Source organism: Psychrobacter sp. DAB_AL43B (assembly GCF_900168255.1).
Taxonomy (GTDB): domain Bacteria; phylum Pseudomonadota; class Gammaproteobacteria; order Pseudomonadales; family Moraxellaceae; genus Psychrobacter.
Genome location: NZ_LT799838.1, coordinates 2,988,557 through 3,002,629 on the forward strand (window position 1 = coordinate 2,988,557; position 14,073 = coordinate 3,002,629).

The window sequence follows — 14,073 nt, forward strand, 5'->3', positions numbered from 1 at the left end:
AGGATAATTTTAAGCATGGAGCGTTGTGCATAAACAACCTAAGGCAGTTTCATATCACCATCGACCAACCAACCAACTCGGCGCATTATATAAGCCACCATACCAGCAATCACAGCGGGTAATACAAACATCAATAAAATAATCGCCGTCCATAACTGCCCCGTGCTCATAATCTCTTGTGACGCTTCAATCACACCAAACACGCCGACCAATCCGGCGGTACCCATACCGGCTCCTGTAGCCGTACATGCCAGCCCAAAACCGACGGTCGCGATAGGACCAACGACAGCACTTGCTACGACTGCGGGTAATAAAACGATAGGCTTTTTGAGGACATTGGGAATCTGTAGCATACTGGTTCCCAAACCCTGAGATATCACGCCGCTGATGCCATTATCTTTATAACTTGCTACCGCAAAACCTATCATATGCGCTGCACAGCCGACTACCGCTGCCCCACCTGCTACGCCACCAAGTCCAATAGCAATACAAATAGCAGCGCTAGATGTCGGCATGGTCAGCAAAATACCCACCACTACAGCAATCACAATACCCATCAATAATGGCTGAAGGGTCGTTGCTGCTTGAATGCCTTGACCAATCGCATTGACAGCCGCAACAACAGGCGGATTAAGCAGGGCGCAAACTGCCAACGCCACTGCGCATACCAATAACGGTACTAGTAAAATATCGAGCTTAGTCTTGCCAGCGACCCATGTACCAGCCCGATAAGCGAAAACTGACGTCAGATAAGCCCCAATCGGATTGCCAGGCAGCGCAACAAACGTTGCAGGGCCGCCTACTTGCGGTGTAAATAACGTCCCCGCCATCAGCGCTTCGGAATGTGCGCCCAACATCCCCGCCACTAAGCAACTGAGCATCACTAAGGTTGGTGCTTTGAGATAATAAGCGATGCCCACACCGATGCCCGCGCCCATCAATACTGATGCCAGCTTACCAACCGCAATCAATGCTGGTATATTTAGCCAGCCACCGATTTGCGAGATAATAAGACCAGCAATTAGGGTCACGAAAAGTCCCAATGCCATGCCAGTAAAGGCATCGATAAAGTATTTTTGAAAGAAAGCTTTCATCATACCGACGGGTACAGTTTCTGAATGAGTGACAGTCATCATTATGCTCTTATATGAAGTTTGATAGGATGTTCTAAAAAAAAGGGATAAAAAAAGCGTCGTTGTGACGCTTTTTATTTGATAGACCACACCAAAATACCAATCCTAACGACGCTGCTCAACAATAATAGAATCAATACCATTATTTTGTAATCGTTGCTGCGCAGTAGCAACTGCTTGGCGGTTATTCATCGGGCGCGAAATTACCTGATAAATAGGCAAGCCATTACCAGTGGTGTTCTTCACCACTCTAGCATCAACACCTGCCATAAGCACTTGCGCACGGCGACGATCCGCTTCGTCCGCATCACCAAAGCTGTTGATTTGCAAAATATAAGTCGCAGCAGGTTTGGCTGGCTGTATGCTCGCGTTACCTGCATTCGCCGTGTTTGTTCTGTTTGAGCCAGCAGCCGTATTGCTAGTAGCTGGCGTTCCATCGTAAGTCGCATCTTCTTCAACAATGACAATATCATCGCTGTTATTGCCAGTAGCAGCGTTGTTGCCGCGGCTGGGTTCAATAGTCGTGTTTTCAGAGATACCAAAATTACCGGTATCATCGTTACTATTCGGGGTAGTACTTTCAGATTGATTAACAACGACATCAGGTTCGAAATCTGTGATTTGACCTATTTGACCGTTTTCTGTGTTACCGAAATCTTCATCAGGGATAGTCGCCATCTCTTGATTGGGTAAAATATCGTAGAACTCATAATCACCATTATCAGTATCCGTATCGACTCTTTGCTGTATTTGTTTATCAGGATCCGTACCAGCAGCGCTATCACCAGGACTAAAGTTAAACAATGGTGAAAGGTATAAAAACACCCCAATCATGAGCGTTAGAACCGCTCCAACAAACATCCATAATAAGCCTGACACACTACTCGTCTTGCGCTTTTCAGTGGCACCTTTTGGTTTTTTGGCTAACATGGATCTCGTTCTCCCTACTGAATATATCTGTCATTGTCGAATTATTACTATCAATCGTCTGCTTTTATCTTACATGCTAGACGGTGCAGATAACCCTAATAAACCAAGCCCATTGCTCAATACTTGCCGTACTGCTTTAGACAAGCGTAGACGGGCTTGCATCATATCAATTTCTTCTTGGCTCGGTGTTTCGCCTGAAGTCAGACTCACCGGGAGGATGCGATTGCCGTCGTACCAACCATGAAATAGTGCGGCTAATTCTTTAAGATAGTTGGTCAATATATGCGGCTCATAGCCTGTCGCTGAGCGTAGCAAAGTAGCTGGATAAGCAGCAAGCAATTTAATCAGCTCATCTTCGCTAGGCGCAGTGAGTAACTGCTGCTGCTCGGCACCAATAGCATCATCAACACCTAAGCCACTGCTAACCAATTTCTCAAGGACGCGGCAAACGCGCGCATGCGCATACTGAATGTAGTAAACCAAATTGTCTTTACTTTGTGATTTGGCAAGCTCTAAATCAAAATCAACATGCACTTCAGGCTTACGTGCGACATAGTAAAAACGCGCCGCGTCGTTACCAACTTCATGACGCAGCTCACGTAAGGTGACAAATTTTCCAGAACGTGATGACATTTGCACTTTTTCGCTACCGCGCCATAATGCCACAAATTGTACCAGTACCACATCAAGACGATCAGCATCGATACCAAGCGCCAACAAGGCAGCTTTTACACGTGGCACATAACCATGATGGTCTGCGCCCCAAACATTAATGACCTTGTCAAAACCGCGATCGAACTTATTTTTATGATAAGCGATATCAGAAGCAAAATACGTACTTTGCCCATTAGCGCGGCGTACTACACGGTCTTTTTCATCACCAAAATCAGTCGATTTAAACCAAATATTACCGTCTTTTTCGTACAGATAGCCTTTGTCATCTAAAATCTGTAAGACTGGCTCAATCTCACTATCAATCGATCTTTCGCTAAACCAGCATTGGTAGCTTACACCGAAGTCATTTAGATCGTCTTTGATGTCAGCCAAAATACTATTCAATGCTGCATTTAAAAATAGCTCATAGCTTTCACCAAGTAGTATTTTGCTATTGGCAATCAGACCGTCGATATGGGCTTCTTTATCACCTGATAGCAGTATTTTTTCGCCATCGGCATTTATCTCATATTGCGCATCTTCTGCCACATCTTTAGCAACTTCTGCGAAGCTATGTACGTAGCTATCACCATGCTGCGCTTTTAGCGTTGCTGCGATATCGCGGACATAGTCACCGACATACGCGTTTGATGGGAAGATGACTGTTTCGTTATTAATTTCTAAGTAACGCAAATAAGTACTGGTGGCTAGGATATCCATCTGCCGACCAGCATCATTGACATAATATTCACGCGTGACGTCATAGCCAACCGCTTCAAGCAAGTTTGACACGCTCATACCAAATGCAGCACCGCGCCCATGACCGACGTGCAAGCTCGACGTTGGATTGGCAGAGACAAATTCAACTTGTACTTTTTGCCCTTCAAACTGCTTGCTTAAACCAAAGCGTTCTTGCAGATTAAAAATATCATCTAAAACGGCAAACTTGGCGTCGCTATTTAAGAATACATTGATGAATCCTGGACCGGCGATTTCTACTTGGCGGATATCTTGATTTTCAGGCAACGCATTAACGATTTTTTCAGCGAGCTGGCGTGGATTGGCTTTAGCGGCTTTGGCGGCCGTCAGGGCGATATTGCTCGCAAAGTCACCATGGCTGGCATCTTTAGTACGCGTAATTTGGCTATTGTTTTGCCAATCAGCCGGTAGTTCGCCGTCAGTTTTTAGAACTTGAATCGCACTGTCAAACAGTGAGGCGAGCGTATCAATTTGGGCTTGTGACATAGGACTATAAACTCAGATAAATAAACAAAAAATTAATGGGATATAAAATAAGAAGAAAAGATAAGTAACCTATAAATATAACAACCTTTACGTGGTATTGCACTATTTGAACCAAAAATAGCCATAAAATGCTAACTATTATAGTTGATGGTCACGACTTTTATTTGATGGCTGCTTTTGATCACTATTATAAGCGCCAAATGACTTGCGGGTCAGAGCTATTGTAGCGTTCCTGTTGCCTGAGGTTGGCGAAATATTCATACCTAGCCTATTCCGCGTTATAATAACGCCATTTATTGCCTACTTTCTCTACATATCGTGACTCTTGAATGCTTATTCAACTATTTGTAAGTATTTCATTAAAAAGTCATAAAAATAACTAATAGAGAACGTGATACTTTACTACTTTCTATACAGGATAAAATTATGTTTGCTATTGCTGCCAGTACCGTCACCAGCTGGGGACTTTACATTTTATTGCCCGTCTTTATTGCCTTCTTATTTTTTATTATTTGGGACTTATCAAAACAGTCTGGCGCTGGTCGTGCCGGTACCTTTTGGATGTTTTTGGCCCTCGGTGCTGGTTTTATCGGTTTTATCTTAAAGGTCTTGTTAGAAATGGCTTTTAACAAGTGGTTTATCTAAGTACCGCTTAAGTACCACTACGACTCACTGAACCTTGTTATCACTTCTTATGACTTCACTGGTGTAAGTTGGCAAATTCCATGCGCCACCGGCGAAACCTCGGCACATCCCTGTACTGGAATCTTCCGTTAGTGCAAAGGTTTTGCCATTCCATACCCATGTCTGGCTATTCCAGCAGTCACCTATCCCTCTATCCTTGTGAAAAGCAGAAATTTCACCATCAGAGTAATCACTCGCTGATGTCGTAATCAGTTCTGGCTTACTTGGCTTAGCATGATTTATCAGCCAAAATCCTGCACCCATATTATAGGCACCTCGCCAACAGAGGTGACTGGCCAAGGTATAATTAGCATTAACGGGTGTAAAATCCCAATCAAGATTATTACTAGAATATTTTGCTAGGTTGATAGAAGACTCACTTTTAGGATTTATAAGCTCACAATCATCCGTCGTATCTTCAGAGCCTATAAACTGCTCAGAATCAATATCGACCCAGCGATTTATATTTGCTTGAAAGTACGCCAGTTTTTTTGGGTCGAGCGCTTGCTTACCTGCTTCTAGCGCGGCATCGTCTAGATAGCTATAGTCTTTTTTAACGATAGGTATTTTCAGCGCTTTTTTAGGTGTTTGTCGATTGGGATTGTTTTTGCTGATAAATGCTAGCGGCGTACCTACGCGACCTTGTACTTCGTCAAGTTTTAGCAATATCGCCGCCAACCCTTTATCCGATACTTGCCACTTATAAACCCCTGACGTGAACTGTATCTTAGTATTCTGGTTAGCAAGTTTGAGCAGTTGCTGTAGTTGGGTGCGACTTAACTGCCCTTTTCCGTCAGCTGAAAACTGCACAATACCATAAGATTTATCATTTAATGACAGCTCAACATTGTCAGTATTTTTTGATAGTTGATCACTCACTAATTTTTCTTGCTCATCATAGTCCTCGCTACTCAAAATAACTTCTGCACTAGGCAGTTTTTCACCGGCTACGACCGTCAACAATATACTAGCTGACAGTATTTCTTCAGATACCAAACCTTCATCTGCATAACCTGCTGCTCGGCAAGTCAAGGTATTATCACATACCAGTTGCCAGTCGTCTTTGACAAAACCCCAACCTTCAAACGGCGTGCCATAAGCATCATCTGCCATCGCAGGTACAGATAACAAGCTGCCAGCAATCATAATCACAGTAGTCGATATTTTCACAATCTCTTCTCCTTGTTTTTATGACCGCCTGCCGTCATAAGTGCTATTTTTTTGCAACGATCGTTGCACGCATGGGAGCAGGATAGCCTTCGATGGTCTTTGTTGCATCAGTAGGATCTAAGAAGTCTACTAGTGAATGGTAGTTCATCCATTCCGTTTTGCGCTGCTCATCGGTCGAGGTCACTGCCACATCGACGCAGCGCACTTCTGTAAACCCAGCTTTCTCTAGCCAGCCAATAAGCGCCGCTACAGAGGGTAAAAAATACACATTATTCATCTGCGCATAACGGTCATGTGGCACCAGTACGGTATTAGCATCGCCTTCAATCACTAAAGTTTCAAGCACCAGCTCGCCACCTTTGACCAATTGTCCTTTCAGCTGTTGCAGATGCTCAAATGGCGACTGGCGATGATAGAGCACGCCCATACTAAATACTGTGTCGAACAGCTGACTATTCTCAGGTAAAGCCTCCAGTGGCACCGGAATATAATGGGTACGATAGCTGCCTGTGTCATGAGCATCGGCGCTACCGACAAAATGACGAATCGCCATAAACTGATGATAAAACAAGCACGACGGATCAATAATAATAACCGTATCCGCTCCTGCGCCTGCCATACGCCAACCATGATAACCTGAGCCACCGCCTACATCTAATACGCGACGGCCTTTTAAATTGCCCAAATGCGGCGCAACTCGTTGCCACTTCCAATCACTGTGCCATTCGGTATCGATGAAAATTGGCTCGGCTTGCTCCCCTTCATTTTGGCTACTACCAATTTGAAAAGGTCCTTTACGCCACGGCATCAGTTGCTTTAACAAAGCAGTTGCTTGTTTACGCTCAGAGTCACTCAACTGTGCATTGACTGTCAATATATCGCTATCTAACTGTACATTATCGACCGTTAATTTTGGCAATCGTGCTACCGACGCTTGATAAGCAGGCGCATGGGCATAATTGGCTTTGTCTTTTATATCATTTAACCACGTTGGTAACTGCTTGAGCCACTCATAAGCCATGGGCTGTTGCTGCGCCAGTGTCAACAAGGTTAAATACAGTTCACGTTCAGCGTGGAGAATAGTGTCGTTAAGCATAAAAGCGGATTACCGTGTTGATCGAAAGATAGTGTGAGATATAATTTAAAAAAGCTAAGCGTTATTTACATGTCGCGTAAATATTATTTAAACGCCACAATAGAGACAAAGTTTAAAAATTGAAACCAAGTAAGATGACGCTCAAAACCAACTTGTGACAAACGTGTATGATGCTCATCTAAAGTATCGGTAATGAGGACGTTTTCTAGCGCATTACGTTTGCCACTGATTTCCATCTCGGTATAACCATTGGCGCGTTTAAAGTCATAATAACGCTCAACCAACCACGCATCATACTGCTCATCAAAAGCATGAGTTTTTTCAGTCAATACCAGTATGCCGCCTTCGCTTAATGCGGCATAAACCTTCTCTAGCACTGCTACTCTATCGGCAGCTGGTAAAAACTGTAAAGTTAAATTTAAAATCACCATATCACATGGCTCAAGCTCAACATTACGAATATCAGCAGTGATAACTTCTATATCGTGCTCAGGATAATTATCACTCAGTAAGATAGTTGCTTCAGTGGTCATCGCCGGCGATATATCAATCGCTTTAATTTGTAAATCTTGCGGCTCAAACTCGCCAGCTAAAGTCATGCTTGCCGCACCAAGCGAGCAGCCCAAATCATAAATACGGCTGACACGCTGACCACTATCACCCTGTTGACGATACTTACAATGACGACGAGCAAATATCGGCAGCATCGCAAGCACTTGACCATAACCCGGTACGCTACGACGGATCATATCTGGAAAACAAGCCACCACTTGCTCATCAAAGGAAAAGCGCGCCGCTTTGTCTAGTGGTGTAGTGAACGGTTTGTCAAATAGGGTATCGTGTTTAATAATAGCAGGCTTAGATTGGCTCATGGTGCGACTCATTCTTTAATAGTAGAACTTAGATTAGAAGTATTTATCAGTTTTGTTTGATGCTATTAATCGAGAGCTGCTCAACGTAGCAAAAGCACATTATAACATTACTGTTTGTTACTTATAGCGGGCAACTGCCCTGTTAGTCTAAATGTATATCGCTGAGCAAACTATAATCGCAAAACATGCTTAGCTCATATTTTACAGTTATAAAAATAGGAAGAACTATGCAAAATATTATATTAGGCGGTGGCTGCTTTTGGTGCACCGAATCCGTATTTTTAGCCCTAAAAGGTGTACAGTCAGTAGTATCAGGATATATGGGCGGCGAGTCAGCCACGGCTAATTATCAGGCGGTATGTGGCGGCAATACAGGACACGTCGAAGTGATTAACATCACCTTTGATGAGTCTGTTCTACCGCTAGAAGTGCTACTTGATGTCTTCTTTGGTACGCACGATCCTACCACTAAGGACCGTCAAGGTAATGATGTCGGCAGCCAATACCGCAGCGTCGTGTATTACACGGATGAAGCACAAAAGCCAACCATCGATCGCACCATCAATAAGCTACGAGATATGGGGCTTAATATCGTTACTGAGGTACATCCTGCAATTGAGTTCTATGAAGCTGAAGAAGCTCATCAAGACTTTTTCAACAGAAACCCTGGTCAAGCTTACTGTAACTTTGCCATTCCGCCTAAGCTTGCCAAATTACGCAAAGAGTTTAGTCAGTATATGACGAACTAGAATGATGATCAGCTAAACAATAGGTTAAATGGATAGTTAAAATTTTTAATTTAACCTGTAATCCAAATCTTTCATAAAAGGCCAAGTACTAATATGCTTGGCCTTTTTATCGGCTACTATTAAGGTTAGTATTAACGTAGATTGGAAAAAGGCAAGTAACTGTAAAGGCGTACGAAACAGAAGATGCTTGACACCAAAAATATCATTAATAAAGGTAATAATATGAATCCTGAATTTTGGCAAGAACGTTGGCAGAACAAGCGAATTGGATTTAATCAACCGGAGGTCAATCCATTATTGATTAAATACTTCTCCACTTTGGACTTGCCAGCAGGTAGCCGGGTCTTTGTACCTTTATGCGGTAAATCAATTGACATGCTATGGCTGATAAACCAAGGCTACAACGTTGTAGGTATTGAATTAGTCGAATCCGCCGTACAAGAGTTTTTTATTGAACAAGGCATCTCACCTACAATAATTGAACATGAGCATAGTTTAGATATTAAATGCTATAAAGGTGTAGTTTCAGGTCAAACGATAGCGTTATGGGTTACCGACATCTTTGCACTGACGCCAGAGAATATTGGTAATATCGATGCGGTATACGATAGAGCCGCACTCATAGCTATGCCCACAGAGTTGCGCCCAAAATATTGCGAACAAGTTCAGCAATTGAGTGGTTATGCCGCACAACTATTGCTGACGCTCAATTACGATCAAAATGAACGGAATGGCCCACCATTTTCGATCAGTAATGAGCAAATTAAGCAGTACTATACCAGCCACTATCAAATTACTGAGCTTGAAAGTGAACAATCTACTCTGAATGCAGCGCCAGATTTGGCAGTAAAAGAGTGTGTTTGGTTGTTGAATAAACAGTAAGCGAGAAATCTAATGAAAATCTTAGTGAGCTTCGTCAGTCTAATTGCTTTCTTGTTAGTAGTATTGACAGGGCCGCTTTATAAATATGGCATTATTGAATTAGCTACGGTGTTTACAGGATTTAAATATGGCATTTTTACCTCTATCGCAGCGCTTGTGTTGCTCGCATTACAAGCTATATTCAAGCGCAATACGCTCACGCTTGCCACTGTAGCAATCACCGTAGCGTTATCCGCGGTTGCTATTGGATTGCCACTTAGTATGCTAAGCAAGGGTAAAAGCGTACCGCCTATTCATGATATTTCGACCGATTTAATTAATCCACCTGAGTTTGTAGCTATTGCGCCATTAAGAGCTGACGCACCCAATCCAGTCGCCTATGCTGGTGAGGCAACTGCTGAGCAACAACGTCAGGGTTACCCAGAACTAAAAACGCTTCTCTACTCAGAATCAAAAGCTGAATTAGTAAGTGCTGCTGAACAAGTAGCCAAAAACTTAGGCTGGGAATTAGTAAATACTGATACTAGCGAAGGTATTGTTGAAGCAACAGATACTACGGCGTGGTTTGGTTTTAAAGATGATATGATGATACGTATCACTGATAATGGTAACGAGCGTCTGTTAGATATTCGCAGTAAATCACGAGTTGGTGGCAGCGATTTGGGTAAAAATGCAGAGCGTATTCATGATTTTATTGAAGAGTTAGATGAGGTTTTAAAATAGTAAATCTATTTTAAAACCTCGGTTTCCTAAGGTTGAAATAGTTTTTAAGTCGTAAGTTTTTAGGATTAAATTAATAACTGCTTGCTAAATTTTTATGATAATTCTGAAATCTTCCAAATACTAGTTGCTAGGTTCGCTAACTTTTTTTGACGGCTTTCAATGCTATTAAGGTTCCATTTATTATAAATTTTCGCTAAACCTTGAGTCATTACTAAATTGCTTTCAGAATAAATTATCAATTTTTCTTGAAAGGATTTATTACCTGCATCACGATTACTACTAGTTTCCAACAAAGTCATATTACCTAATCGATAAGTCATTGAGTCAACCTTGGTATCGTCAATATCACTCCAAGAATCGTCTGGACTTTCAGGTAAGATATGTTCAATATTAAACTTATCATCATTTTCATCTCTACCAACTTCACTGACTTTTTTTTCAATTTCACATAGAATATGGCGAACGATCTTTTTATTACGATTGTCAGTAGTTTTTAGTTGCTTAGCAGCAAAGGCACTTTTGAAAACTTCATCCTTAGGATAAATTCCATCTAACGCTTTAATTACTAATTGTGCTGAGCTGAGCTCGTTAGATTCAATACTAACTGCTATTCTGTTGTAAAATCGCTCTTGTTCATTAGGTGGATTATTACAAATTACATTATAACGAAATGAAAGAATGCTTATCGCACGTACAATTGACAAAAATCCTTTTCTATCACTTTCAAAAAACTTTTCATAGCTTGCAAGCAATACTGAAAAAGGCTGTTTAACCCTATACATACTTAACTGTTTAAGATGCTTTGACTCTTCAGTCCATCGAGCGTCCTGTATATCTTTGAGAGCGGTATATGCATCAGCTGATAGCTCAATTTCTTTAACCAACTTAAAGGCATCTTCTCTATTTCTAATATGCTTACGAATTGTTTTGAATAAATCCGTTTTGCGTATGAGTTTATGACGACTATTCCAATAAACTCGTAAAAACTCAGGAAAACTTTCATTTCCTAATAAAGTGATAATACTTTCCCAACGTTCTTCTAAGTGTTTGATTTGAGTATCATGTAAGTCATCAACACTAGCTAATGAAAACAAGTAATTTTTTAATAAGTCAGTAGAAGAAAGACGTACGCCTCGGGCGTTAAGTGTTTCAAACACTTTAAAAGCGTTAAGTTCATCATTTACGGTAATAACCGTAAAGAATAGCTTATCTACTAAATCATCTAGAAACTGAGCAAAATCCTGACCACTGGAAATTTCCATCCCAAACTTCTGCTTAATTTTGTTCTTGAACCAATCAAAAGCTTTGCGGATTCTATGTTCAGACGCATGTAACCCACGTTGTGGTAGCTTATCTAGTGTTATTAGATGATTACGATAGTATTTATCATTGTGTCTATTCAACTTTAGGATTGGTGTTTCAATAAGAGTAACTGGATCAGTATAGCCAATATAGTCATTTTTCAACTGATGTAAACGTTGGCTATTGCGATCAGCATCAACATTGTTACTCACCATATCTTTTAGAAAACTTAGCCCTGCAAGTATTAAAATGCTTAGAGTCGTTAAGCGTTGCTGCCCATCAATAATATCAAACTGTTTATTATTTGTAGTTTGCAGTACCAAATAGCCCATGTAATGTGCAGATTCAGCCTCTTCTATAAATAACGCTTCTATATCTTGCCACAGTTCTTCCCATTCTAAGTCCGACCACGAATAGTCACGTTGAAAGGGAGGTACGCTATAACGTAATCCATTACCTAATAATTGACGGAAAGTGCTGTTCGTAGTGTTGAAATTCATTGACATACTTTCTTCCTAAAAGAATCAAATTATTAGTTCAATCTCTCTAATTTTATAGCTTGAGTTTATCTTTAAATTACATAGTATTATTAACAGTATATCAATTTAAGATGAATGTGAGGAATGCTATTGTTTTAAGAAATAGCCTTATTCTTATACCAAAACCCTCTTTCAACCTTACACCTACGTCAGCTTATAGTAACCAGTTGCGTCTATAGCTTTTCTTTATTATTTAGATTGGTTACTCTAAACCAATCTCATCATATTGATCCTTGATTTTATTTTTGGCCTTGCCATTACCATTACCATTACTTATGTTTATAGGATATTTTCATGCGCTTGACTCATTTGTCCACTTTATCTTTATTGACGGCAGCCATTGGTTTAAGTCTGGCCAGCACCGCTCAAGCTGCCAAGCCAGAAGCACCAAACTTATCTAATGCTCAATTTCAACAGTGTCTCGATGGTTTAAAAAGCTCTAGCAAGTTCCGCGGTGTCGATAGCTTTACTTTTAACAACTATCGACCGACACAGCCTGATCCTAGTGTCATTCAATCATTAAACTATCAACCTGAATTTCAAAAAGACGTTTGGGATTACCTGTCATCACTCGTTGACACGGAACGAGTAGAAGATGGTATCCGTGCCAAGCGTCAGTGGGCAGATACCTTGCGTCAAATTGAATCACGCTATGGCGTCAAACCTGAGCACGTATTAGGCGTTTGGGGTGTAGAGTCCAATTTTGGAAAAACATTGGGCAAAAAACCTTTATTTGAATCATTAGCGACACTCTCTTGCTTTGACCGTCGTCAAAGCTACTTTCAAGGCGAGTATGCAAATGCCCTAAAAATTGTGCAAAATGGCGATATTGCGCCAAGTGATATGACTGGCTCATGGGCAGGTGCCTTTGGGCAGACGCAGTTTATGCCGAGCACTTTTTTAGAGTTGGCTGTCGACTTCGATGGTGATGGTCGCCGTGACTTGGTCAATAGTGTCCCTGATGCGCTCGCCTCTACGGCAAACTTCTTAGATAAACGTGGCTACCGCTCAGGTGAGCCATGGGGTTATGAAGTCAAGCTACCTAGCGGATTTTGGGCAGCGTCCAACCGTAAAGATAAAAAGTCTATCAGCCACTGGCGCAATCAAGGCTTAACGCTTGCTAATGGTAGCTCATTACCTTCTAACTTAAGCAGTGCAGGATTATTATTACCAGCGGGTAAAGACGGTCCCGCGTTTTTAGTCGGTAAAAACTTTGATACTTTTTATTCCTACAATGCATCAGAAAGCTATGCACTAGCTATTGCTCATTTATCGGATCTGATTACTAAAGAAAATAGCAGTAAAACGGACTTTATCACGGCTTGGCCGACAGATGACCCTGGTATTGGTCGCCAAGAATCCAGAGATATTCAGCAAGCACTATTGAATGCTGGCTACGATATCGGTGAGGTTGATGGCATCATAGGTGATAATACCCGCACTGCTATCATGCAATATCAATCTAGTCGCGGCATATTCCCTGCTGATGGACGCGCAGGACAGAAATTTCACCGCTTAATCGTTGGGAACTCTGCTCCTAGCAGCTCTAATTCTGGTAACCAATATGGCAATCAATATGGACAACCAACAAATAGTCGTCCTTTGAATCCAGCGCCTGCAGACCGCATGGGTCAGCTGATTCAACAGCAAAGCAGCGCACCGAACAGCTATTCATCTCAACCATCAACGCGACCAACAGCCGTTACGCCATCGACATCAAGCAACACGCGCTATCGCCGTGTGACTGGGGCTGATGGTGCTATAAAGCTAGTGCGTGTTGACGAAGGCTCATAACCTGATATAGTTAGGACATAGCAAAATCGATACGCTGATAGCCCCATGCTACTGATATGAATTTTTCTAGCTTGCTGTTCGTAAGTGTGACCGAGGCTTTAAAAAACTCATTCCAGCAGCACTGCATTGTTTTTGAAGTATTCTAATTATAGTATTTATAATCATTATCATCAGTTGTTCAAACAAAAAGCCACGCTAATGAGCGTGGCTTTTTGTTTGTGACTATCAGTGCAATCGAATCGTTAGTTAATAAATGCTTGCTAATAAACCCGTGCTTAACTCAATTTAGTAGAATTGGTA

At 41.6% G+C, this 14,073-nt stretch carries 12 protein-coding genes; 5 read left to right on the forward strand and 7 right to left on the reverse strand.

Going from position 1 to position 14,073, the window contains the following annotated elements; genetic code table 11:
* Positions 1–38: 38 nt before the first annotated feature.
* From DABAL43B_RS12720 to argS, 3 genes are all read right to left on the reverse strand, one after another.
* Positions 39–1,136, reverse strand: coding sequence for a PTS transporter subunit IIC (locus DABAL43B_RS12720; protein ID WP_264753823.1), 1,098 nt, complete (start codon positions 1,134–1,136; stop codon positions 39–41).
* A gap of 102 nt (positions 1,137–1,238) precedes the next feature.
* The gene (locus DABAL43B_RS12725) at positions 1,239–2,063 is read right to left on the reverse strand and encodes an SPOR domain-containing protein (RefSeq protein ID WP_079692738.1); all 825 of its coding nucleotides are present in this window, start codon (positions 2,061–2,063) and stop codon (positions 1,239–1,241) included.
* 69 nt (positions 2,064–2,132) lie between these two features.
* Entirely contained in the window at positions 2,133–3,962 is a 1,830-nt protein-coding gene (gene argS / locus DABAL43B_RS12730; RefSeq protein ID WP_079692739.1) for an arginine--tRNA ligase, read from the reverse strand.
* Positions 3,963–4,388: 426 nt separating this feature from the next.
* Here argS and DABAL43B_RS12735 point away from each other — a divergent pair, with 426 nt between their 5' ends.
* Positions 4,389–4,607: a DUF2788 domain-containing protein gene (locus tag DABAL43B_RS12735; RefSeq protein ID WP_079692740.1), complete on the forward strand. Its 219-nt coding sequence runs from the start codon at positions 4,389–4,391 to the stop codon at positions 4,605–4,607.
* Positions 4,608–4,631: 24 nt separating this feature from the next.
* Here the strand turns inward: DABAL43B_RS12735 and DABAL43B_RS12740 are convergent, their stop codons facing one another.
* From DABAL43B_RS12740 to cmoA, 3 genes are all read right to left on the reverse strand, one after another.
* Positions 4,632–5,816: a DUF1176 domain-containing protein gene (locus tag DABAL43B_RS12740; RefSeq protein WP_227516692.1), complete on the reverse strand. Its 1,185-nt coding sequence runs from the start codon at positions 5,814–5,816 to the stop codon at positions 4,632–4,634.
* 43 nt (positions 5,817–5,859) lie between these two features.
* Complete coding sequence (gene cmoB / locus DABAL43B_RS12745; RefSeq protein ID WP_079692742.1) at positions 5,860–6,912, reverse strand: tRNA 5-methoxyuridine(34)/uridine 5-oxyacetic acid(34) synthase CmoB; 1,053 nt, start codon at positions 6,910–6,912, stop codon at positions 5,860–5,862.
* Positions 6,913–6,995: 83 nt separating this feature from the next.
* Complete coding sequence (gene cmoA, locus DABAL43B_RS12750) at positions 6,996–7,796, reverse strand: carboxy-S-adenosyl-L-methionine synthase CmoA (protein WP_079692743.1); 801 nt, start codon at positions 7,794–7,796, stop codon at positions 6,996–6,998.
* Positions 7,797–8,011: 215 nt separating this feature from the next.
* Between cmoA and msrA the strand changes: the two genes are divergently transcribed.
* The 3 genes from msrA (at position 8,012) to DABAL43B_RS12765 (ending at position 10,138) form a co-directional block, all read left to right on the forward strand.
* A complete protein-coding gene (msrA, locus tag DABAL43B_RS12755; RefSeq protein WP_079692744.1) occupies positions 8,012–8,533 on the forward strand; it encodes a peptide-methionine (S)-S-oxide reductase MsrA in 522 nt (173 codons plus the stop codon).
* A gap of 183 nt (positions 8,534–8,716) precedes the next feature.
* Positions 8,717–9,415, forward strand: coding sequence for a thiopurine S-methyltransferase (gene tmpT, locus DABAL43B_RS12760; protein WP_227516693.1), 699 nt, complete (start codon positions 8,717–8,719; stop codon positions 9,413–9,415).
* Positions 9,416–9,427: 12 nt separating this feature from the next.
* The gene (locus DABAL43B_RS12765) at positions 9,428–10,138 is read left to right on the forward strand and encodes a DUF1499 domain-containing protein (protein WP_079692745.1); all 711 of its coding nucleotides are present in this window, start codon (positions 9,428–9,430) and stop codon (positions 10,136–10,138) included.
* 92 nt (positions 10,139–10,230) lie between these two features.
* On the opposite strand, the gene DABAL43B_RS12770 is transcribed toward DABAL43B_RS12765, so the two are convergent.
* Positions 10,231–11,946 (reverse strand): DUF262 domain-containing protein, encoded by a 1,716-nt coding sequence (locus DABAL43B_RS12770; protein ID WP_197684659.1) that lies wholly within the window; start codon positions 11,944–11,946, stop codon positions 10,231–10,233.
* 327 nt (positions 11,947–12,273) lie between these two features.
* On the opposite strand from DABAL43B_RS12770, the gene DABAL43B_RS12775 reads away from it, so the two are divergent.
* A complete protein-coding gene (locus DABAL43B_RS12775; protein WP_079692746.1) occupies positions 12,274–13,773 on the forward strand; it encodes a lytic murein transglycosylase in 1,500 nt (499 codons plus the stop codon).
* The last annotated feature ends 300 nt before the right edge of the window (positions 13,774–14,073 follow it).

Coding starts and splice junctions, on each gene's coding strand:
- argS (WP_079692739.1), bottom strand. CDS start 3,962: ATGTCACAAGCCCAAATTGATACGCTCGCCTCACTGTTTGACAGTGCG.
- DABAL43B_RS12775 (WP_079692746.1), top strand. CDS start 12,274: ATGCGCTTGACTCATTTGTCCACTTTATCTTTATTGACGGCAGCCATT.
- msrA (WP_079692744.1), top strand. CDS start 8,012: ATGCAAAATATTATATTAGGCGGTGGCTGCTTTTGGTGCACCGAATCC.
- cmoB (WP_079692742.1), bottom strand. CDS start 6,912: ATGCTTAACGACACTATTCTCCACGCTGAACGTGAACTGTATTTAACC.
- cmoA (WP_079692743.1), bottom strand. CDS start 7,796: ATGAGTCGCACCATGAGCCAATCTAAGCCTGCTATTATTAAACACGAT.
- tmpT (WP_227516693.1), top strand. CDS start 8,717: ATGCTTGACACCAAAAATATCATTAATAAAGGTAATAATATGAATCCT.
- DABAL43B_RS12735 (WP_079692740.1), top strand. CDS start 4,389: ATGTTTGCTATTGCTGCCAGTACCGTCACCAGCTGGGGACTTTACATT.
- DABAL43B_RS12725 (WP_079692738.1), bottom strand. CDS start 2,063: ATGTTAGCCAAAAAACCAAAAGGTGCCACTGAAAAGCGCAAGACGAGT.
- DABAL43B_RS12765 (WP_079692745.1), top strand. CDS start 9,428: ATGAAAATCTTAGTGAGCTTCGTCAGTCTAATTGCTTTCTTGTTAGTA.
- DABAL43B_RS12720 (WP_264753823.1), bottom strand. CDS start 1,136: ATGATGACTGTCACTCATTCAGAAACTGTACCCGTCGGTATGATGAAA.
- DABAL43B_RS12770 (WP_197684659.1), bottom strand. CDS start 11,946: ATGTCAATGAATTTCAACACTACGAACAGCACTTTCCGTCAATTATTA.